This is a genomic window from Geobacillus sp. FSL K6-3411 (assembly GCF_037965715.1).
Classification (GTDB): Bacteria; Bacillota; Bacilli; order Bacillales; family Anoxybacillaceae; genus Geobacillus; species Geobacillus thermodenitrificans.
The window spans coordinates 1,405,157-1,425,895 of sequence record NZ_CP150187.1; the positions used below are offsets into that span (position 1 = coordinate 1,405,157).

Below are 20,739 nucleotides of genomic sequence, written 5' to 3' on the forward strand. Positions count from 1 at the left end.
AGTGCTGTGACCAGCAATTCTCCCTGATTTTCGTGATCGCTTCACAGTCGGGGGCTCCTCGCTGATTTCTCAGAGGAAAAGACGGCCCGCCCTGCATGTTTCAAGCAAGGTCGGGCCACCTCGTTAAAAGGCTACCGCCATGAGGCTTAAGTTTCCATACTGATAGTCGCGGAACAAGACGCGCGGTGCTTGGTTGTGATCACCTGCGCCGTAAGCGATCCAGTATGGTGCGAGGTGCTCGGGGGTCGGTACGGCCTGCTTGGCGTAAGGTGCTTTTTCTTCATAATGGAATACATCCTCACTGCGGGCGGCTGACTCGCGCAGCAGCCAGTCATCAAAAGCAGTCGCCCATCTTTCTGCCTCTACATGCCCTTCCCAGCGAAGCGCCATCAAGTTGTGCACCGTCCCGCCACTTCCGATGATCATCACCCCTTCATCGCGCAACGGGCGCAGCGCTTCGCCGAGCTGGAACAATTGCTTTGGCGTCCACCACGGCACGACCGATGCTTGCACGACCGGGATGTCCGCCCTTGGAAACATGCGGTGGAGCACCACCCATGAACCGTGATCAAGCCCGCGCGTTTGATCGACGGCTACTTCCGCCACACGAGCGAGGTGCTCCCGCACGCGTTCCGCCCACTCGACCGATCCGTGTGCCGGATAAACGATTTCATACAAGTCGTGCGGAAATCCGGAAAAATCATAAATCATTCCATACGTCCCTTCCACTGCTGAAACCGTCGGTTTGCGCGTCATCCAATGCGCCGTAAAGACGACGAGCGCCTTGGGGGACATTCCTTCCCCGAGCTTCTCCAAAAAGGAGGTATACGCATGATCCTCGATCGCCAACATCGGCGACCCATGAGCGAGAAACAAAGCAGGAGCTTTCATTGTCCATTCCTCCTCAAATAAGAGAACTTGACAGCGTCCCGTCGTGCACGCCTGAGTTGATTGCCTTATCCCCATTGTAGCACATCCCTCTCTCGTCATCATCTCGAGTTCTAGACATGAGCGAAATGGAAAATCGGTATTTTCCATCAACGATCTTTTGAACCAGCGGAACCGTCGGATATACCCTGATGTCTTGGCCCATCACTCGCCATCGGGCAGGCCTCCAATCGTAGATGGGAGAACATTGCGCATTTACCGCCGATGGCAGCCTTTTTGTGAGCAGGAGGAGGCACAGAAAAGATATGCCTAAAACACGAGTCAACTTCTTTGTGGTTGTGCATAAGATGACGGTGACTAATCAGTGAAGAGGTGGAGCGATGTATACCGTGTCTTTTTTACCTTCCTATCCTTCTGTCTACCCGTATATGCATCCGTATCCAGCTTATGTTTATCCACCGGTGCACAATTACGGCGGGTTGCCTTACGGTTCGGTTCCGTACAAAGAGAATATCAAGCTGAAAGATTACGGGCCGGAGCCGTTTGTCATTTCGATTAGCGAGGCGGCAAAACAAAACAATACGTACCGCACCGCTTTATGGACCGGACCGCATTTGCAAGTGACGTTAATGAGCTTGAATGTCGGGGAAGATATCGGATTGGAAATTCACCCCTATGTCGATCAATTTTTGCGCATTGAACAAGGAGAAGGAATCGTCCGAATGGGCAGAAGGAAAGACAAGTTGACGTTTGAGAGAAACGTACGTGCCGGTTCCGCGATCATGGTTCCAGCCGGAACATGGCATAATGTTATCAACACCGGAACGATCCCGCTCAAGCTCTATTCCATCTATGCACCCCCGCAGCACCCGCACGGCACTGTGCACCGAACAAAGGCCGATGCCCTCGCAGCTGAATAGAAAACAAGCGGCTTGAGAAATGAGCGCTATATCTCAAGCCGTTTTTTTTGTCCCACATTCTCCGATTGCCTGTCCTCGTGCGTTGGGGAGTTCGGAGCCCAATTAATCATTGGGCGATGAAACCATCCGTCTTGTTCGAACGGACGCAAAGAAGGGAGGTATCGTTGGCAAGTGAAGGGCAGCGACGTTCTGTGCATTGATGCATAAAGCGGCTCTCCTGCTAATGGGAGAAGCCGCTTTTTTAGTAGAATAGAAGAAAAAGTAGAAAAGAAGAAAGGGGAATTTTGCGAGAAGGAGACGTTTCTGATGGCATTGCACGATTTTTTCCGCCAAGTCATGGCCATTGATGAAGAAGAAAAACGCGAAAAACTGTCAAAAGAGCGGTGGGCGTTTCAACTCGTGACAAAAGCGATTCCGAAAAAGATAAAAGCGCTGCCGTTTGTTGAGCCCGACCGATATATCGTCAAAGGTTCAGTCGGCCAAGGAGTGTGGACCGATGCGCCGTGGGTGGCGGTGATGGACAAAAAGGTGACGGATTCTACACAGCGCGGCTATTATATCGTCTACTTGTTCAGCGAGGATATGTGTCGGCTCTATTTGACACTCGCCCAAGGAGTGACAGAAACGAAGCGAGATGAAATGGAGCGGGTGAAGCGGGATATCCGTCAGCAGATTCCTGTTGGGGGTCGCGTGCAAACTGATAACGCCATCCGTCTCAGTGCAAGCAAACGGGCGAAAGAATATGAGCGGTCAGTGGCGGTGTATATTGCCTATTCGTTTGACAATCTGCCGTCCGATGAACAACTCGTGAGCGACTTGAAAACGATGATCGGCTATTACCGACAATACGTGGAACGAACAGAAAAGATGACGCCGTTTAAGCAATCGCTCTCCGATCGGTCAGTCGTCGAACATATTCATTTCTACATAACCGCTAAAGGATTTTACTATACGCAAGAAGAAGTGATGAATCTTTTTCTTTCACTAAAAACAAAACCGTTTGTCATTTTGTCCGGCATTTCTGGAACAGGGAAAACGAAAATCGCCCAATGGCTGGCTGAAAGCGTCGGTGCGACGGAAGACAACGGGCAGTTCATCTTAATTCCCGTTTGCCCAGATTGGAACGATGGCTCTGACTTGCTTGGCTATGTCGACATTAAGGGCGATTTCAAGCCTGGGCCGCTCACCAATGTCATTACCGAAGCCGAGAACCATCCGGACAAGCCGTATTTCGTTGTGCTGGATGAAATGAACCTCGCTCGCGTCGAGCATTATTTCAGCGACGTCTTAAGCGTGATGGAAAGCCGCCGTTGGGAAAATGGCCGCATTACCTCGTCGCGGCTACTGCCGAAAGAAACGGCGGGGCGTGATCTCTTTCTCCCGCCAAACGTCTATATCATCGGCACCGTCAACATGGACGAAACAACCCACCCCTTCAGCAAAAAAGTGCTTGATCGGGCGAATACGATCGAGTTCAATCGCATCCGGCTCGACCATCTTGACTTTTTGCGCGACTTGCCAACCGTCGCACCGCTGTCAGGCGGACAAGAATGGTTTGCGGCTCGGTAGTCGGGTCGGCTACGGCATCGCCGTCTATGCGATGACGACGCTTAATACAATCAAACAAGCAAAAGAGCTGCCCGAGCTGTTCATGAAATCAAGCGAGGAAATTGCCCTTTGGCGCTTGCTGCGGCGGCTGTCTGATCGTGTCCGATTCGACCTTGACGCCCGTTACTTGGATCAGGCGTCAAAAATCACGGCATACTGTGTCAAAAACTTGCTCATCCACCTTGAAGACGGCCTACTCACAATCATGGACGGCACGAAGCAAAAAACGATTGCCGCTAAACTGCTTCGCAAACAGCCATCAACCGTGTTTCGAGAAGTTGTGGGGATGATGGGAGAGGGGAATATAGAGACATTCTAAAATACTAACCCGTGGTGCTAGATAAAATCAGACAAGCATAAAAAATAACTTTTGTATGAGAGGTTCTTCTTAAAATGAAAGTGCAACCAAACATCAAAAGGAGAAGTTCCCATGCAAGAGCACTTTCATTTTACAGCAGATCAAACCAAACACCGCCGTGACGCAACTTCTACATCCGCATAACTTCGGTGACAAAGGGGATATCAGCCAAAAGCTGCAAAAGAAGCTGTACGAAGAGCACCGAATCGCTTTTTAGGCGCCCGTTCGAGAAAATCTGCGAATTCGCCAATCGGATGTATGGAAACAGTGGACGAAGCGAAAACGTAAAGTGGTGGAAACCGCGATTTTAGTGGATTGCATCGGATTACCGAGATTCGAGCGAAATCGGTTTCTGGATTTGAAACGGCACTGGAGGATATTTTACTGGCTTGTTGTTCTCGGGCTAGTTGAACGTTAAGGCTTAACTAGCACCACGGGTGATTTTTAATTTCGGTCTATTTAAGGACGTTGACTATAAAAATTAATTCTGGAAATATAATTTTATATAAATGAAAATTCTTAAATTAACGAAAAAGATGGAGTAGATTTATCAATAAGTTTTTAAAAGAGGGGTGACGAACAATTTATCTAACGAAGGAACAGATTCCTATTCATGAGAATCATGAAAAACTCATGTCGCTAACAGGGATTTCAGAAAAAATAGTTGTCGAACCGTATTATTTTCAAAACAATATTCCTGGTGCGCCGAACGATTGCTATCTTAGGGAAGGTGCTGTCAAACGTCTTTTGAAAGCGGTTCACTTCCTACCTGTGGATCATTATTTTATCGTTTTTGACGCCTGGCGACCTTATAAAGTTCAGTTAGCACTGTATCGACAATTCGAAAAGCAATTACAGTTAAAAGGTTTAGCAGGGAATGAACTGAAAAAAGAATTGACGAAGTATGTGGACAGACCGTCGGAGGATCCGATGCGACCATCCAATCATTTAACTGGTGGTGCGATTGATTTAACCATTGCGAATAAACAAGGTCCGCTGAATATGGGGTCCAAATTTGATGAATTTACGGAGATGTCAAGAACGGACTATTTTGAACAAATTAAAAATCCAAGTCCATTAGATAGGGAGATTAAAGAGAATCGCAAGCTATTAAAAAGCATTATGGAAAAGGCCGGATTTACAAATTACGACGAAGAATGGTGGCACTATGACTACGGCAATCAAAATTGGGCACTGAAAACGGGAAATGAAGCCATTTATGGTGGTGTATTGGAATTGGCTGGGCATCGAATCACTTACTAATTCCTGCGCCTTCAGGTTTGAAAAAGTGCCGAAAGGGTGCTTACTGAAATGCAAATTCGAGTACTCGCGATCGGACCTCGCGATATTGAAAAAATGATTATGAATGTGGAGAAGGAATATCCGGAATTATCCATCCATTATGCTACCTACCATAACGAAGAGGAAGTCATTGAAATCGTGAAAAAGTATGGAGCGGGTTTTCAAATCATTTTGTTTGCCGGCTCGCTGCCTTACAAAATCGCTAAAAATAATTTAAAACTTGATCAATCGATATTCTTTATCCCTTTTGAAGGAACCGCTTTATACCGGGCCTTATTTCAATTAGCCTTAAATGGGAAGTACGATTTGCAAAATGGAACACTGAACATAAGTATTGATAATCTACAAAAATATGAAGTAGAAGAAAGTTTGGAAGAATTGGAGATCAGAGTACAAAACATCTATTATGATACACATTCAGAAGAATTTCATATTGAAAAAACGACTCGATTTCATTATGAATTGTGGAAAAACGGTCAAATCGATACCGCTATTACATGTGTGGGGTTAATATATGAACGATTAATAGAACTCGGTGTACCTGCAGTAAGGGTCCTTCCGACAAGGAATGCGGTAAGAAATACATTACAGATCGTGTTAATGGAAGCACAGAAACTGAAAAAGCAAAATTCACACATTGCGATAGGGATCGTCGATTTAAAAGAGATTTTCGAACAAGATGATTTAACGGAATATCAATTGCAACGAAGATTACTAGCTTTGCAGCAAAGTTTAGTAGATTACGGGGAAAAGACACAGGCCATTATCAAATGGATTGATCGCCGTGAATTAAGATTTATCACCACCCGCGAAGCCTTACAATTAGATGATCAGCAACATTCCAACGAGCTTACATTGATCCATGATATTTTTCAAAAAACAGAAAGAAAAGTTCAGCTCGGTATCGGAATCGGAAGATCAACAAATGAGGCGGAAATGTATGCGTTGGAAGCGCTAAAAAAAGCGAAAGCGTCCAATACAGATTATATCATTTATGATGCAAACGGCAAAATTTATGGTCCGGTTATGCAATCAGGAATTTTAAGCTATTCGCTGCGGAATGATAATGAAAAAGTTTTAGAAATTGCTCAAAAAGCAAATGTGAGTAGTTCGACCATCAACCGTATTCTCTCTTTTTTCAAAATTCATGGCAAAAATTCGGTAACTGCCATAGAATTAGCGAAGGGCTTAAGAATTACGCCAAGAAGTGCGCGGCGGCTATTAAGTCGATTAGAACAAGCTGGGGTGGTATCAGTTACAGGTGAGGAGCAGCCAGTCAATCGAGGAAGACCGCGGCAAATTTATTCACTTCTTTTGGATCAATGGTCAATGCACTGAGGTTTGATAAAAAATGGAGGGTTGGGAAATGACGAATACATTGATTCAATCGGATGATACATGGATTCTTTGGGCGATTCTAGTGGGCTGGGCAGCGATCAGTATTTATTTAGAGCAAAAATATCAATGGGCTGCCAAAATATCCGGAGCGATCATTGCGCTTGTTGGTGCGATGATTTTGGCCAACTTGAATATCATTCCTACTGAATCACCGGTGTATGATACGGTCTGGTCGTATGTCATCCCGCTAGCAATCCCGTTACTCCTTTTTCAAACGAATATAATGAAAATCTGGCGTGAAAGTGGTAGATTAGTGGTAATTTTCTTGATTAGTTCAGTCGGAACTGTGGCAGGCGCTATTATCTCCTTCTTTTTACTCAAAGACCATATTCCTTTACTATATAAGATTTCTGCGATGATGACAGGTTCTTATATTGGTGGTGGCGTAAACTTTGTTGCGATGGCCGCAAAATTCGAAACACCAAGTGAGCTCGTATCCGCGACGGTCGTTGCCGATAATATGGTGATGGCACTTTATTTCTTGGGGTTGATCTTGATTCCAGCATTAACGTTTTTCCGGAAATATTTTAAGACCCCGTACATCGATGAGTTGGAAAGCAATGTGAAAGGAGATGAAAACCACGCGGCATCCTACTGGAAGAGAAAAGATATCTCCTTGCTCGATATCGCAAAAGCCGTCGGGACGACATTTGTCATTGTCGCCATCTCATTTACAATTGCCGGTTTTTTGGATGAATTGATTCCATCTGGTGAGGATGCGAACGTATTTTTAAATATTTTAAATGGAATATTAGGTGATAACTACTTAATGTTAACGACGATTACACTGCTTGCGGTCACTCTGTTCCCGCGTTACTTTGAAAATATCCATGGAACTCAGGAAATCGGTACATTTTTAATTTATATTTTCTTCGTCGTGATCGGTGTACCGGCTTCCATTCAAGTCATCTTACAAAATGCACCGCTCATCTTCGTATTATGTGCTTTGATGGTGATTATCAACATGATCATTTCCTTCGGTATTGGGAAAATCTTTAAATTTTCACTGGAAGAAATTATTCTGGCGAGCAATGCAAATATCGGTGGACCAACAACGGCCGCAGCTATGGCGATTTCAAAAGGCTGGATCAAATTAGTCGGACCGATTATGCTTGTGGGTACTTTAGGTTATATTATCGGAAACTATATAGGATCGGCAGTTGGGGCTTGGTTAAGTACTTTATAAATGAACAACGGGTAATACGTAGAGGGAATTCTACGCGATTACCCGTATTTTTGTTATAACCACATGTTTGAACTTATATTTTGCAGCATCAGCTTCTCATTTCACGTGATCTGACGTCGGCTAGGAGTGATCATTGTTTTTCACCCGCCTTCTAGGTGAACGGTGATTTTTATCCTCGGATGGAGGGCAAAATGTTGCCCGTGGATCTTTTCTGTTCAAAACAGTCCTTTTTCTTCTGCTGACTGTTCTTTCGTCAAAAAGTGTCGATCATGCAGTTTCTCGAAATGAGAATGCTGCGCGATCGACTCTATGGCTTGCTTTGATTACAAGCTGGCCGGTACGGACAAGCGAATGAGTAGCACCGGACAAAGAAGAAGATGGAAGAATAAAAGAGAGCTTGCCACCATAGCAAAAAACCGTTATAATACAGGCTGTACGTCTCATAGACGGTATGTCGGCAGCCAGATGCGGTTTTCCCTCGCCGTAAACGAGAGAGCAACGAATGGAGTGAGGGCGCGTGGAGTCGCGCTGACGTTGATCGCACAACACGTTGTCAAAAGGGGAAAAACGTGTCGCTCGTGTTCTCTGTCGGAGCTATGGTTTTTGACTTTTATTCATGCTCTTATCGCAATGCTTCAGGAGCCGCCTAATGCCGAATGGAGAATCAACACGGCCCCGTAGCTCAGTGGATAGAGCGTCGGTTTCCTAAACCGTGCGTCGGAGGTTCGAATCCTCTCGGGGCCGCCACTTACATACGATTCATTTGGATTAACATCCCCGAAACCCCTGATACGACCGCGTTTGCGGTCGTTTTTCATCTTTTAGGAATCCCGAAAAAAACGATAGAATCCAAAAAAAATTTTGCATGAATTTTGCACGGTGGGGAAGTGAATAGCTGTTAAACCTTGAAGTACCAATGTTTCTTACGATATGGTTTTCCTCTCACCGTCTTCATACATATTTCATCAAATGTTTTCATCAAGTGTCTGTGACAGGAACCACTTCCCCTCCTTCGAATGTTGTGTTGTCTAGATAACTACCTCCTAAGCGAGAGGAGTAAAAAATGGCCCACTTATTTTCAAAGGCTTTTTACACAACGATATAGACTGAACAATATATAGAATGCTTCCAGTGAAAAAACAATGGAAATATTTGTGATATAGTTCAATTATTCGGTGGTAGTCAAGTAGCAATCGGATAGATATCTATGAGAGTGTTTAATTCGCTTTAAGAATTGCAACACAGTCTGTTCATCTGCGGGATTATCTTCCAAATGGACAATCTCAATAATTTTTTGGCTGAACTCCTCGAACCTTGGTGGTTGGCTCCCATTTTCATTCGCTATCTTAATGGCTTGATTGAACTCTCTTGCTGTCTTCATTAAGCGATCAACCTGACTTTTGTTTAGTTTACGAGAAATGACCCAATCCCAAATAGCAAATGTTTCGGGATCAACGGCAAAATCTCGTAATAAGTCAATGTAAAGTTCGAGCCGTTCTACTCTCTACTCCAAGGACTCCTGTCTCAAGAATATCACTCCTTACTCCGGCTTTTAATGACATGAAAACACTACCGACACGAAAAAGTAAACAATGGTTCGAGCAGCCGAAAGCGCAACACCACTATCATATAAAGCCCCGGCAATTTGGTCTCTTACCTGCTCTTCTAATAATTTCGCTTTTTTAGCTGGATTTTCCTCATTCTTCACAGTGTATAGCTTTTGATATAAACCAAATAGAGGAAGTCCCATTAAGTTTTCAAATTCATTATATCTCAATTCAACGGATAGGATATATGGAGAGTGAATATTTGGTATAATTTCAATATATGTTTTATTATGGATTGTAAATGTAAATTTGTTTGGTTTAATGCGCACAGCATGGTATCGTTATATGCGCTTTAGAATAATAAAGACAAAGTTATTTTATATATCCGTCCCTGTGATGAAAGACGTCCGGTGATCCAACCATGACTGTTTGTGATTTATAATTTTTTCACTATTCATCTGCTCCTTTATTGTACTCATGTAGGAGTGTAGCACAGACAAGTTTTTGATTTTTGAATGATTCATACAATCTTATACTTTTTTAGGGAGTGACTAAGACAGCTTGTAGCTATGAGAATGAAGGGTAAGGGGGAAACATGATGTCAAAATATTATTTGTTCCATATTCTCATCACATCGATATTTGGAGTTTTATTAGTGTATGGTTTGGTTGTTAGAACTCCGAAAGGATTTGCCGTGACTGTTATTGGAGGAGCGATTTACATTGTGTTAATGTTGATTAATTACATCAAAAATAAGCGTCCCAAAAAAGATGAAATAAAAGAAAAATAAGTATATTCATCATGAAAATGGAACGTCGCTAAATGTCAGCGACTGAAGCAATTGATATTTTTACTCTTTCTAACCCACTTTGTGACTTTTTTAATATAAATTTCTAGAAGAAAAAGGCGGATCACTCCGCTTTTTTTGTATGAGATAGCGGCCGAAAATAATGTTGCACAAATTTTGCATGGGATAAACGAGCAGGCTTATTTATCCTTGAAATATCAATCATTTTATACTGTGGTTGTTATTCTCTCGGGTCAGCCCTTTACATACGATTTATTTGGATTAACATTTCCGAGGTTCTTAATACGTCCGAGTTTGCGGTCGTTTTTCATTTTTGGGGAATCTCGAAAAAACGATAGAATCCAAAACAATTTTGCACAGTGATTGACCTAGTACAGCTCTGTTATCAAGACAGAAAGTGAAAATTGTGCGAGACAGATGGCAATTGGCTGAGTCGGTAGCGGCGGTTGATTTGAACTGTTTCAGATCAGCCTCGTGCCGAATCGATCGAACAGAGCGTACGATGTCTTTTTGTTTATAAAACAAACATGAAAGAGCGTATTCCTTATAATAAGGAAATATTGCAGAAAAAGGACAGGTGATAGGAAGAGGGGGGATGTATAAATTGTTTTACAGCTAATATGAATTAGTGTTTTGGATAAAATTGGATGGATTATAACTATTGACTTAGATTCGATGAAGTAGTAATATATAAAGCGTCGCTTCGATGAATGAGAACGAAGTAAGATAAAAATGAATAAATGCTTTCAACAAAGAAAGCTGCAATAAAAAATTGGTTCTTGACAGAGCAAAAACTTTTTTGATATAGTTAAATTTGCTTGGTTGTTCAACATGATTTTTTGTAATGATTAATTCGTGATTAAAAAATTTGACATCTACCAAACAAGTATAGTATAGTAAAAAAGTGACTGTTATTCTTCGAGGAAGTTGAGTTCCTCTAGGAAGCTGATACAGAGAAGTTAATTCGTTCCTTGAAAACTGAACGAAACGAAGCGCAAGCCAATCAACTTTCTTTTGGAGAGTTTGATCCTGGCTCAGGACGAACGCTGGCGGCGTGCCTAATACATGCAAGTCGAGCGGACCGAACGAGAGCTTGCTCTTGTTCGGTCAGCGGCGGACGGGTGAGTAACACGTGGGCAACCTGCCCGCAAGACCGGGATAACTCCGGGAAACCGGAGCTAATACCGGATAACACCAAAGACCGCATGGTCTTTGGTTGAAAGGCGGCTTCGGCTGTCACTTGCGGATGGGCCCGCGGCGCATTAGCTAGTTGGTGAGGTAACGGCTCACCAAGGCGACGATGCGTAGCCGGCCTGAGAGGGTGACCGGCCACACTGGGACTGAGACACGGCCCAGACTCCTACGGGAGGCAGCAGTAGGGAATCTTCCGCAATGGACGAAAGTCTGACGGAGCGACGCCGCGTGAGCGAAGAAGGCCTTCGGGTCGTAAAGCTCTGTTGTGAGGGACGAAGGAGCGCCGTTTGAATAAGGCGGCGCGGTGACGGTACCTCACGAGAAAGCCCCGGCTAACTACGTGCCAGCAGCCGCGGTAATACGTAGGGGGCGAGCGTTGTCCGGAATTATTGGGCGTAAAGCGCGCGCAGGCGGTCCTTTAAGTCTGATGTGAAAGCCCACGGCTCAACCGTGGAGGGTCATTGGAAACTGGGGGACTTGAGTGCAGGAGAGGAGAGCGGAATTCCACGTGTAGCGGTGAAATGCGTAGAGATGTGGAGGAACACCAGTGGCGAAGGCGGCTCTCTGGCCTGTAACTGACGCTGAGGCGCGAAAGCGTGGGGAGCAAACAGGATTAGATACCCTGGTAGTCCACGCCGTAAACGATGAGTGCTAAGTGTTAGAGGGGTCACACCCTTTAGTGCTGCAGCTAACGCGATAAGCACTCCGCCTGGGGAGTACGGCCGCAAGGCTGAAACTCAAAGGAATTGACGGGGGCCCGCACAAGCGGTGGAGCATGTGGTTTAATTCGAAGCAACGCGAAGAACCTTACCAGGTCTTGACATCCCCTGACAACCCAAGAGATTGGGCGTTCCCCCTTCGGGGGGACAGGGTGACAGGTGGTGCATGGTTGTCGTCAGCTCGTGTCGTGAGATGTTGGGTTAAGTCCCGCAACGAGCGCAACCCTTGCCTCTAGTTGCCAGCATTCAGTTGGGCACTCTAGAGGGACTGCCGGCTAAAAGTCGGAGGAAGGTGGGGATGACGTCAAATCATCATGCCCCTTATGACCTGGGCTACACACGTGCTACAATGGGCGGTACAAAGGGCTGCGAACCCGCGAGGGGGAGCGAATCCCAAAAAGCCGCTCTCAGTTCGGATTGCAGGCTGCAACTCGCCTGCATGAAGCCGGAATCGCTAGTAATCGCGGATCAGCATGCCGCGGTGAATACGTTCCCGGGCCTTGTACACACCGCCCGTCACACCACGAGAGCTTGCAACACCCGAAGTCGGTGAGGTAACCCTTACGGGAGCCAGCCGCCGAAGGTGGGGCAAGTGATTGGGGTGAAGTCGTAACAAGGTAGCCGTACCGGAAGGTGCGGCTGGATCACCTCCTTTCTAAGGACGAAAAGCGGAAGCGCCGCGGTCGGCTCTCGAAGCCAAATGTTCTTCACCCGTAGGGGTGCTTGCACCCCGAGGGGGAAGGTTATTTGGCAGAAGAGAGCCAGGCGCTGGAGCTAGACATCATGAAAAGCGGAGGCCGTTAACGGCCAACCATTAACAAATCGCGCTTTCGTTTCGTTCAGTTTTGAAGGAATGAGAATTCCTTCAAATCGTTCCTTGAAAACTAGATAACCGGAAAAGCTGAGGTGCCGCGGTCAGTTCTCGAAGCCAAATGTTCTTCACCCGCAGGGGTGCTTGCACCCCAAGGGGGAAGGTTATTTGGCGGAAGAGAGCTAGGCGCCGAAGCTAGACAATAAGGAAGAAGCCGAAACGCGCTGTAGGTTAAGCTAGAAAGGGCGCACGGTGGATGCCTTGGCACTAGGAGCCGATGAAGGACGGGGCAAACGCCGAAACGCTTCGGGGAGCTGTAAGCAAGCGTTGATCCGGAGATGTCCGAATGGGGAAACCCCCTGCCCGTAATGGGGCAGGATCCATGCCTGAATCCATAGGGCATGGAGGGCACACCCGGGGAACTGAAACATCTTAGTACCCGGAGGAGAAGAAAGCAAATGCGATTCCCTGAGTAGCGGCGAGCGAAACGGGAACAGCCCAAACCAAGAGGCGTGCCTCTTGGGGTTGTAGGACCGCTCAGATGGGAGTGAGAAAGGAACGGGGTAGACGAACCGGTCTGGAACGGCCGGCCAGAGAAGGTGACAGCCCTGTAGTCGAAACTTCGTTCCCTCCCGAGCGGCTCCTGAGTACGGCGGGACACGGGAAATCCCGTCGGAAGCAGGGAGGACCATCTCCCAAGGCTAAATACTCCCTAGTGACCGATAGTGAACCAGTACCGTGAGGGAAAGGTGAAAAGCACCCCGGAAGGGGAGTGAAAGAGAACCTGAAACCGTGTGCCTACAAGTAGTCAGAGCCCGTTCATGGGTGATGGCGTGCCTTTTGTAGAATGAACCGGCGAGTGACGATGGCGTGCGAGGTTAAGCCGAAGAGGCGGAGCCGCAGCGAAAGCGAGTCTGAATAGGGCGTTTGAGTACGTCGTCGTCGACCCGAAACCAGGTGATCTACCCATGTCCAGGGTGAAGGCCGGGTAACACCGGCTGGAGGCCCGAACCCACGTACGTTGAAAAGTGCGGGGATGAGGTGTGGGTAGGGGTGAAATGCCAATCGAACTTGGAGATAGCTGGTTCTCCCCGAAATAGCTTTAGGGCTAGCCTCAAGGTGAGAGTCTTGGAGGTAGAGCACTGATTGGGCTAGGGGCCCTCATCGGGTTACCGAACCCAGTCAAACTCCGAATGCCAATGACTTATCCTTGGGAGTCAGACTACGAGTGATAAGATCCGTGGTCAAGAGGGAAACAGCCCAGATCGCCAGCTAAGGCCCCCAAGTGCACGTTCAGTGGAAAAGGATGTGGAGTTGCGAAGACAACCAGGATGTTGGCTTAGAAGCAGCCACCATTTAAAGAGTGCGTAATAGCTCACTGGTCGAGTGACTCTGCGCCGAAAATGTACCGGGGCTAAACGTGCCGCCGAAGCTGCGGGATGACCGTTGGTCATCGGTAGGGGAGCGTTCTAAGGGCATCGAAGCCAGACCGGAAGGACTGGTGGAGCGCTTAGAAGTGAGAATGCCGGTATGAGTAGCGAAAACAGAGGTGAGAATCCTCTGCGCCGAAAGCCTAAGGGTTCCTGAGGAAGGTTCGTCCGCTCAGGGTTAGTCGGGACCTAAGCCGAGGCCGAAAGGCGTAGGTGATGGACAACAGGTTGAGATTCCTGTACCACCTCCTTCCCGTTTGAGCGATGGGGGGACGCAGGAGGATAGGGTGAGCAGGCGGCTGGAAGAGCCTGTCCAAGCAGTAAGGCTGGCCAGTAGGCAAATCCGCTGGCCGTAAAGGCTGAGCTGTGATGGCGACGGATTTGATCCGGAAGTCCCTGATTCCACACTGCCAAGAAAAGCCTCTAGCGAGGGAAGAGGTGCCCGTACCGCAAACCGACACAGGTAGGCGAGGAGAGAATCCTAAGGCGCGCGGGAGAACTCTCGTTAAGGAACTCGGCAAAATGACCCCGTAACTTCGGGAGAAGGGGTGCTCTTTGGGGTGATGAGCCCCGAAGAGCCGCAGTGAAAAGGCCCAAGCGACTGTTTATCAAAAACACAGGTCTCTGCGAAGCCGAAAGGCGAAGTATAGGGGCTGACACCTGCCCGGTGCTGGAAGGTTAAGGGGAGCGCTTAGCGCAAGCGAAGGTGCGAACCGAAGCCCCAGTAAACGGCGGCCGTAACTATAACGGTCCTAAGGTAGCGAAATTCCTTGTCGGGTAAGTTCCGACCCGCACGAAAGGTGTAACGACTTGGGCACTGTCTCAACGAGAGACCCGGTGAAATTATACTACCTGTGAAGATGCAGGTTACCCGCGACAGGACGGAAAGACCCCGTGGAGCTTTACTGCAGCCTGATATGGAATTTTGGTATCGCTTGTACAGGATAGGTGGGAGCCAGGGAAGCCGGAGCGCCAGCTTCGGTGGAGGCGTCGGTGGGATACCACCCTGGCGGTATTGAAATTCTAACCCGCACCCCTTATCGGGGTGGGAGACAGTGTCAGGTGGGCAGTTTGACTGGGGCGGTCGCCTCCCAAAAGGTAACGGAGGCGCCCAAAGGTTCCCTCAGAATGGTTGGAAATCATTCGGAGAGTGCAAAGGCACAAGGGAGCTTGACTGCGAGACGGACAGGTCGAGCAGGGACGAAAGTCGGGCTTAGTGATCCGGTGGTTCCGCATGGAAGGGCCATCGCTCAACGGATAAAAGCTACCCCGGGGATAACAGGCTGATCTCCCCCAAGAGTCCACATCGACGGGGAGGTTTGGCACCTCGATGTCGGCTCATCGCATCCTGGGGCTGTAGTCGGTCCCAAGGGTTGGGCTGTTCGCCCATTAAAGCGGTACGCGAGCTGGGTTCAGAACGTCGTGAGACAGTTCGGTCCCTATCCGTCGTGGGCGTAGGAAATTTGAGAGGAGCTGTCCTTAGTACGAGAGGACCGGGATGGACGCACCGCTGGTGTACCAGTTGTCCCGCCAGGGGCACCGCTGGGTAGCTATGTGCGGAAGGGATAAGCGCTGAAAGCATCTAAGCGTGAAGCCCCCCTCAAGATGAGATTTCCCATCGCGTTAGGCGAGTAAGATCCCTCGAAGATGACGAGGTTGATAGGTCCGAGGTGGAAGCGTGGCGACACGTGGAGCTGACGGATACTAATCGATCGAGGGCTTAACCTAGAAAAGCGGAGGCCGCCCGCCTATCGGCGAGACGCGCTGGAGGGCCTGCGAGGAGGCTCGAACCAAGCAAAGCTTGGTTCTGCGTGGGTGGTGCCACAGGAGCGTATGCAATGTGTCGCCGCCACAGCAGGACCGAAGCGTCGCGAGCCGATGGCGGCCGGAGCTAGACAGTACGAAAAGCGGAGGCTTCTTCCCCCAAAAACGGTTATCTAGTTTTGAGGGAATGAATTTCCTGTTGACATTATTTATTTTTTCAGTATAATAAATGGTGTCAAAACTAAATCGCTTGCCTAGTGGTGATAGCGGAGAGGAAACACCCGTTCCCATCCCGAACACGGAAGTTAAGCTCTCCAGCGCCGATGGTAGTTGGGGCCAGCGCCCCTGCAAGAGTAGGTCGCTGCTAGGCAATCAACAGGCAGCCAATCGTGTATGGTGCACGGTTGGCTGTTTTTGTTTTTATCTTCTTGGTCGGGAAAATTTCTATTTTTAAGAAGGAGTTTTTTGCAATGTAGGGAATGCAAGTATTAAACGGGCAGTTATAAATATAAGGGATACAGGATCAATCCTGTTGGAGGTGATTGCCATGGGTATTGTGGATCTGTCTAAACGGGAAGTTTGGCGTCGATTTGTCCAAGAGGGAACATTCGATCAAGGGAGAATAAATCGAAGAATTGAAGAATCATGGCATCTTTGCCGCCAGAAAAACGTGGATCCTTATGATGGGAAAGGAAAAGTATTTTTGACCGACCATCTATTGGTCGAAAAAAGAGAAAGAAATCAACGGTTATTCCGCTGTGCTGTTCCTGTTTTAGAGCGGCTGCAACAATTATTTCAACAAATTCCCGCGCTTTTTCTCCTTATCGATAAAGAAGGGTACGTGTTGTATGCGAAAGGACATCCACAGGCGATGAAAAAGGCAAAAGAAATCAACTTTTTAGAGGGAGTCAAATGGACGGAGGAGGAAGTCGGAACGAATGCCATTGGCATGGCTTTAAGAACGAGAGAACCGATTACGGTTGTTGGATTTGATCACTATGCGATAGCTTCCCATCAATGGGTTTGTTCCGCTGCGCCGATTTACGATGAAAACAAAGAGCTCCTCGGTATCATTGATATGTCCTACCCGATCCATCACGGTCTATCCGAAGCACAAGACCATGTACTCGCCACGATTGTCGCTGCCTCCTACACCATCGAACAGCAGTTGCGATTCCAACAAAAAGAAGATCTATTGGAACTTTTCCGGCACGGTTTTCAAATAGAAGATTCGACTTCTTACTCCGTTATATGTGATGAACAGGAAAACATTGTGTGGGCCCAGGCGTGTTGATTATCCAATAAAATCCAAAGGGTATAGAAAAAAGAGCACCTTTCCTGTAGAATGTGAGTAGCGACACAAACAAACCCAGGAGGTGCTCTCTATGAACAAGCATACCACACTCCCGAATTTGATGCAAAAACTTGTTTCGGATGAAGAGATTCAACTGATTGCCGAAGCGGTTGGGTATCGTGATTCGTCTCGAACCTTTACGTTGCGCGAGTTGATTCACTTCTTCCTGCTGGCCGCCATGCATCAATGGAAAAGCTTTCGCCACGGAGCCGATGTGGGGCCTCTGTATGGATTGCCGCGATTCCATTATTCAACTGTATCCAAGAAAGCGAAAGAAGTTCCCTATGACATCATGAAACGCTTGTTGGCGTTGATCATTTCCAAGTGCAACCGCCAAACCCGCCGTTCGCTTCGGTTTCCCAAACCGCTTCGGGTGGTGGATTCGACGACCGTCACGGTCGGGAAAAACCGCCTGCCATGGGCGCCGTATCACGGCGAACGCGCCGGAGTGAAGCTGCACGTCGCGTATTCGCCGGAATCCTCGTTGCCGGCAGACGTGGTGGAAACCATCGGACTGCGTCATGATGGCCCGGTGGGAGAACAGTTGACGAACGCTCAACAAGTGCTGGTGGAAGACCGGGCGTATTTCAAAATCGAACGCCTCGATCGATTTGTGGAGCAGCATCAGCTCTTTGTCATTCGGATGAAGGACAACATCGAACTTCATCAGAAAAAAAGCTTGAAACGCCTTTCCAGCACATCCTCATCGGTTCAAGCCGACTTCACGTGCCAGTTGGGGACGAAACAATGCCGCTCCACCAAGCGTCACCGGGTGGTGATCTTTCGAGATGCGAATGGCCGCGACATTCGGGTCGTGACGAACCTCTTCCATGCGTCTGCGGAAACCATTGCCGACATGTACCAACAACGTTGGACTGTTGAGGTCTTTTTCCGTTGGGTGAAGCAATATCTGAATGTCCCGACCTTGTTTGGCACGACGGAAAATGCGGTATACAACCAACTGTTTGCGGCGTTCATCGCGTATGTGTTGCTGCGATGGCTGTATGATCAAACCAAAAAACAGACGAACGTCTCTCTTTCCTTCATTTCGTTCGTTCGCCGTTTTTTCTCTGGGCAGCTTCCTCTCGATTGGAAATCCGGGATGGCCGCTGCTTTGTTTGAGTATGCCCAAATTTATGGAAGGCGTATGTCTAATTTTGGATAATCAACACTCGTGGTGTGGGCCAATGATCGCTTGCGTTCATTTTGCTCGAGCACCATTGAACAGCCGTTGCAACAATTTTGCCAACGAATGTGGAAAGTCTCCTCTAAAGTTCCTATTTTTTCCTCCGTTTACGGTCATCTGATCGGCTATAAAATCACTTTGCAAAAAGCCCAAGATGAGAAGTCTTTGTCTTACTCTCTACCGTCATTTCGCTTTGACGGAGTGATTGGAACAAGTTCGTCTTTTGCTGCTGTGTTACAAAGTTGCTCTAAAGTTGCTAAAACGGATGTAACGGTTTATATTGCAGGGGAAACCGGGACAGGGAAGGAGTTGGTTGCTCGAGCGATTCATCAAAATAGTTTACGGAAAGATGGTCCATTTGTCGCTATCAATTGTGGAGCTATTCCGAAAGAATTAATCGGTAGTGAATTGTTTGGATATGCAGAAGGAGCGTTTACCGGGGCAAAACGCACAGGTTATGCGGGAAAATTCGTCCAAGCTCATGGCGGAACTATTTTTCTCGACGAAATCGGTGAGATCCCTCAAGAAATGCAAATCGCGCTGTTAAGAGTGCTCCAAGAAAGAGAAGTTGTGCCGATTGGTGGAGCAAAATCGATCCCTGTTGATGTTCGAGTCATCACAGCAACGCATCGCGATTTGTACGAGCTAGTCAAAGAAGGGAAGTTACGAGAGGATCTATTTTATCGTCTTTATGTGTATCCGATCCAACTCCCCGCGTTAAGGGAACGGAAGGAAGACATACCGTTTTTTGTCGATTACTATTGCCGGAAGAACGGTTGGAATGTTTGTTTGCCTCATTCAATCATGAACTTGTTGATGGACTATCATTGGCCCGGAAATATTAGGGAGCTGTTTAACGTATTAGAACGAATGAGAATCGAGTATGGAGACGAAGTCCCTACAATCTCTAAAGTAAAGTCAATGCTAATTGGATTGGAAGACAGCCGTAAAAAGGGAGAGGAGTTGTCATATCGAGAACAAACCGAAAGAGAGCAGATGATGAACGTACTAAGAGAAACAAAAGGAAATATTAGCAAGATGGCCGAACAGTTAGGCATTTCCCGCAGCACGTGTTACCGCAAGCTCAAAAAGTACAAGTTGATTTAGAATGAAACAAAATAGTACAAATTGATACAAGGCTAAGAAATACGTGTGTGCTTTGGTTGTAAAACGCTTACAAATAAAGGTTTTGTAAGCGTTTTTTTGTTGGCATGGAATTTGCTTTAAATAAACATGACACTACTTAAATAAAGGGAGGTTTATGTATGACTGTTGCTCGATCGCAGTCTATTGCCCTTACGAAGGAAAAAGCTAGGTGGATGTATCAGAAAATGAACGAGATTCGCCAGTTTGAGGACAAAGTCCATGAAATTTTCAGCAAGGGAGTATTGCCTGGTTTTGTTCATTTATATGCGGGTGAGGAAGCCGTAGCGGTAGGAGTTTGTGCCCATTTGACGGACAAGGATTATATTACAAGCACTCATCGGGGCCATGGGCATTGTATCGCCAAAGATTGTGATTTAAATGGGATGATGGCTGAAATTTATGGGAAAGCAACAGGGTTGTGCAAAGGGAAAGGGGGATCGATGCACATCGCTGACGTATCCAAAGGAATGCTTGGCGCGAACGGGATTGTCGGCGGGGGGTTCCCGCTCGCAGTCGGTGCTGGATTAACAGCAAAATTAAAGAAAACGGGTGCTGTAACTGTCTGCTTTTTCGGAGACGGTGCCAATAACCATGGCACCTTCCATGAAGGGATTAATTTGGCGGCTATTTGGAAATTGCCGGTGATTTTTGTGGCGGAAAACAACGGCTATGCGGAGTCAACACCGTTTGAATATGCATCCAGCTGTCGAAATATTGCTGACCGTGCTGGGGCATATAACATTCCGGGGGAAGTCGTTGATGGCAAGGATGTTATTGCCGTATACGAGGCGGCAAAAAGAGCAATTGAACGGGCTCGCAACGGCGAAGGACCGACCTTGATTGAATGTAAAACGTATCGGAACTATGGACATTTTGAAGGCGATGCGCAAACATATAAAACTCCGGAAGAAAAACGGAGACACTTACAAGAATTAGATGCTATTGAAAAGTTCCGCAATTATCTCCTTGCTAGCCAGTTATGTTCAGAACAAGAGTTGGTGGAAATCGAGCAAAATGTCGCCAAGGCGATTGAAAAGGCGGTAACATTTGCCGAAAACAGCCCATTTCCGACAGAAGAAGACTTGTTGCGAGATGTATATGTTTCTTATTAAAACGAAAG

At 47.2% G+C, this 20,739-nt stretch carries 13 protein-coding genes, 1 tRNA gene, 3 rRNA genes and 1 pseudogene; 16 read left to right on the forward strand and 2 right to left on the reverse strand.

Annotation, left to right across the window (positions count from 1 at the left end; all coding sequences use genetic code 11):
- Positions 1 to 123 precede the first annotated feature (123 nt).
- A complete protein-coding gene (locus NSQ22_RS07160; protein ID WP_008879484.1) occupies positions 124 to 891 on the reverse strand; it encodes a class III extradiol ring-cleavage dioxygenase in 768 nt (255 codons plus the stop codon).
- Positions 892 to 1,268: 377 nt separating this feature from the next.
- Here NSQ22_RS07160 and NSQ22_RS07165 point away from each other — a divergent pair, with 377 nt between their 5' ends.
- From NSQ22_RS07165 to NSQ22_RS07200, 8 genes and pseudogenes are all read left to right on the forward strand, one after another.
- Entirely contained in the window at positions 1,269 to 1,808 is a 540-nt protein-coding gene (locus NSQ22_RS07165; protein WP_008879483.1) for a cupin domain-containing protein, read from the forward strand.
- A gap of 306 nt (positions 1,809 to 2,114) precedes the next feature.
- Entirely contained in the window at positions 2,115 to 3,377 is a 1,263-nt protein-coding gene (locus tag NSQ22_RS07170) for a DUF3578 domain-containing protein (protein ID WP_339264406.1), read from the forward strand.
- Positions 3,364 to 3,735, forward strand: a complete 372-nt coding sequence (locus NSQ22_RS07175) for a hypothetical protein (RefSeq protein ID WP_339264407.1) — start codon at positions 3,364 to 3,366, stop codon at positions 3,733 to 3,735. The genes NSQ22_RS07170 and NSQ22_RS07175 overlap by 14 nt, the downstream gene beginning before the upstream one ends.
- Positions 3,736 to 3,886: 151 nt before the next feature.
- A pseudogene (locus NSQ22_RS07180) lies at positions 3,887 to 4,192 on the forward strand (transposase); the annotation flags it as partial.
- A gap of 215 nt (positions 4,193 to 4,407) precedes the next feature.
- Positions 4,408 to 5,037 carry a M15 family metallopeptidase gene (locus NSQ22_RS07185; protein ID WP_008879479.1) on the forward strand — a complete coding sequence of 210 codons (630 nt, stop codon included), beginning with the start codon at positions 4,408 to 4,410 and terminating at the stop codon, positions 5,035 to 5,037.
- Positions 5,038 to 5,085: 48 nt separating this feature from the next.
- Positions 5,086 to 6,414, forward strand: coding sequence for a transcriptional regulator (locus NSQ22_RS07190; protein ID WP_011887226.1), 1,329 nt, complete (start codon positions 5,086 to 5,088; stop codon positions 6,412 to 6,414).
- A gap of 28 nt (positions 6,415 to 6,442) precedes the next feature.
- Positions 6,443 to 7,660 carry a DUF819 family protein gene (locus tag NSQ22_RS07195; protein ID WP_339264409.1) on the forward strand — a complete coding sequence of 406 codons (1,218 nt, stop codon included), beginning with the start codon at positions 6,443 to 6,445 and terminating at the stop codon, positions 7,658 to 7,660.
- A 671-nt stretch (positions 7,661 to 8,331) separates the two neighbouring features.
- Positions 8,332 to 8,407: transfer RNA gene (locus NSQ22_RS07200), tRNA-Arg, on the forward strand.
- An 805-nt stretch (positions 8,408 to 9,212) separates the two neighbouring features.
- Here the strand turns inward: NSQ22_RS07200 and NSQ22_RS07205 are convergent.
- Positions 9,213 to 9,536, reverse strand: a complete 324-nt coding sequence (locus tag NSQ22_RS07205; RefSeq protein WP_131261681.1) for a hypothetical protein — start codon at positions 9,534 to 9,536, stop codon at positions 9,213 to 9,215.
- Positions 9,537 to 9,805: 269 nt separating this feature from the next.
- Between NSQ22_RS07205 and NSQ22_RS07210 the strand changes: the two genes are divergently transcribed.
- The 8 genes from NSQ22_RS07210 (at position 9,806) to NSQ22_RS07245 (ending at position 20,731) form a co-directional block, all read left to right on the forward strand.
- Positions 9,806 to 9,997: a hypothetical protein gene (locus NSQ22_RS07210; RefSeq protein ID WP_008879475.1), complete on the forward strand. Its 192-nt coding sequence runs from the start codon at positions 9,806 to 9,808 to the stop codon at positions 9,995 to 9,997.
- Positions 9,998 to 11,026: 1,029 nt separating this feature from the next.
- Positions 11,027 to 12,583, forward strand: a 16S ribosomal RNA gene (locus NSQ22_RS07215).
- 385 nt (positions 12,584 to 12,968) lie between these two features.
- Positions 12,969 to 15,897: ribosomal RNA gene (locus tag NSQ22_RS07220) — 23S ribosomal RNA — on the forward strand.
- A 289-nt stretch (positions 15,898 to 16,186) separates the two neighbouring features.
- Positions 16,187 to 16,303, forward strand: a 5S ribosomal RNA gene (gene rrf / locus NSQ22_RS07225).
- Together the 16S, 23S and 5S rRNA genes form the textbook arrangement of a ribosomal RNA operon.
- A gap of 177 nt (positions 16,304 to 16,480) precedes the next feature.
- Positions 16,481 to 17,227 carry a hypothetical protein gene (locus NSQ22_RS07230; protein ID WP_339264413.1) on the forward strand — a complete coding sequence of 249 codons (747 nt, stop codon included), beginning with the start codon at positions 16,481 to 16,483 and terminating at the stop codon, positions 17,225 to 17,227.
- 91 nt (positions 17,228 to 17,318) lie between these two features.
- On the forward strand, positions 17,319 to 18,452 hold the full coding sequence (locus tag NSQ22_RS07235) for an IS4-like element IS5377 family transposase (RefSeq protein ID WP_015374614.1): 1,134 nt from the start codon (positions 17,319 to 17,321) through the stop codon (positions 18,450 to 18,452).
- Positions 18,453 to 18,518: 66 nt separating this feature from the next.
- Entirely contained in the window at positions 18,519 to 19,580 is a 1,062-nt protein-coding gene (locus NSQ22_RS07240; protein ID WP_339264415.1) for a sigma 54-interacting transcriptional regulator, read from the forward strand.
- A 158-nt stretch (positions 19,581 to 19,738) separates the two neighbouring features.
- The gene (locus NSQ22_RS07245) at positions 19,739 to 20,731 is read left to right on the forward strand and encodes a thiamine pyrophosphate-dependent dehydrogenase E1 component subunit alpha (protein WP_029760949.1); all 993 of its coding nucleotides are present in this window, start codon (positions 19,739 to 19,741) and stop codon (positions 20,729 to 20,731) included.
- Positions 20,732 to 20,739: the final 8 nt, after the last annotated feature.

What these genes read in the sequence shown, in the direction of transcription:
- NSQ22_RS07160 (WP_008879484.1), bottom strand. Translation starts at nt 891, where the DNA reads ATGAAAGCTCCTGCTTTGTTTCTCGCTCATGGGTCGCCGATGTTGGCG.
- NSQ22_RS07165 (WP_008879483.1), top strand. Translation starts at nt 1,269, where the DNA reads ATGTATACCGTGTCTTTTTTACCTTCCTATCCTTCTGTCTACCCGTAT.
- NSQ22_RS07170 (WP_339264406.1), top strand. Translation starts at nt 2,115, where the DNA reads ATGGCATTGCACGATTTTTTCCGCCAAGTCATGGCCATTGATGAAGAA.
- NSQ22_RS07185 (WP_008879479.1), top strand. Translation starts at nt 4,408, where the DNA reads ATGTCGCTAACAGGGATTTCAGAAAAAATAGTTGTCGAACCGTATTAT.
- NSQ22_RS07190 (WP_011887226.1), top strand. Translation starts at nt 5,086, where the DNA reads ATGCAAATTCGAGTACTCGCGATCGGACCTCGCGATATTGAAAAAATG.
- NSQ22_RS07195 (WP_339264409.1), top strand. Translation starts at nt 6,443, where the DNA reads ATGACGAATACATTGATTCAATCGGATGATACATGGATTCTTTGGGCG.
- NSQ22_RS07210 (WP_008879475.1), top strand. Translation starts at nt 9,806, where the DNA reads ATGTCAAAATATTATTTGTTCCATATTCTCATCACATCGATATTTGGA.
- NSQ22_RS07230 (WP_339264413.1), top strand. Translation starts at nt 16,481, where the DNA reads ATGGGTATTGTGGATCTGTCTAAACGGGAAGTTTGGCGTCGATTTGTC.
- NSQ22_RS07235 (WP_015374614.1), top strand. Translation starts at nt 17,319, where the DNA reads ATGAACAAGCATACCACACTCCCGAATTTGATGCAAAAACTTGTTTCG.
- NSQ22_RS07245 (WP_029760949.1), top strand. Translation starts at nt 19,739, where the DNA reads ATGACTGTTGCTCGATCGCAGTCTATTGCCCTTACGAAGGAAAAAGCT.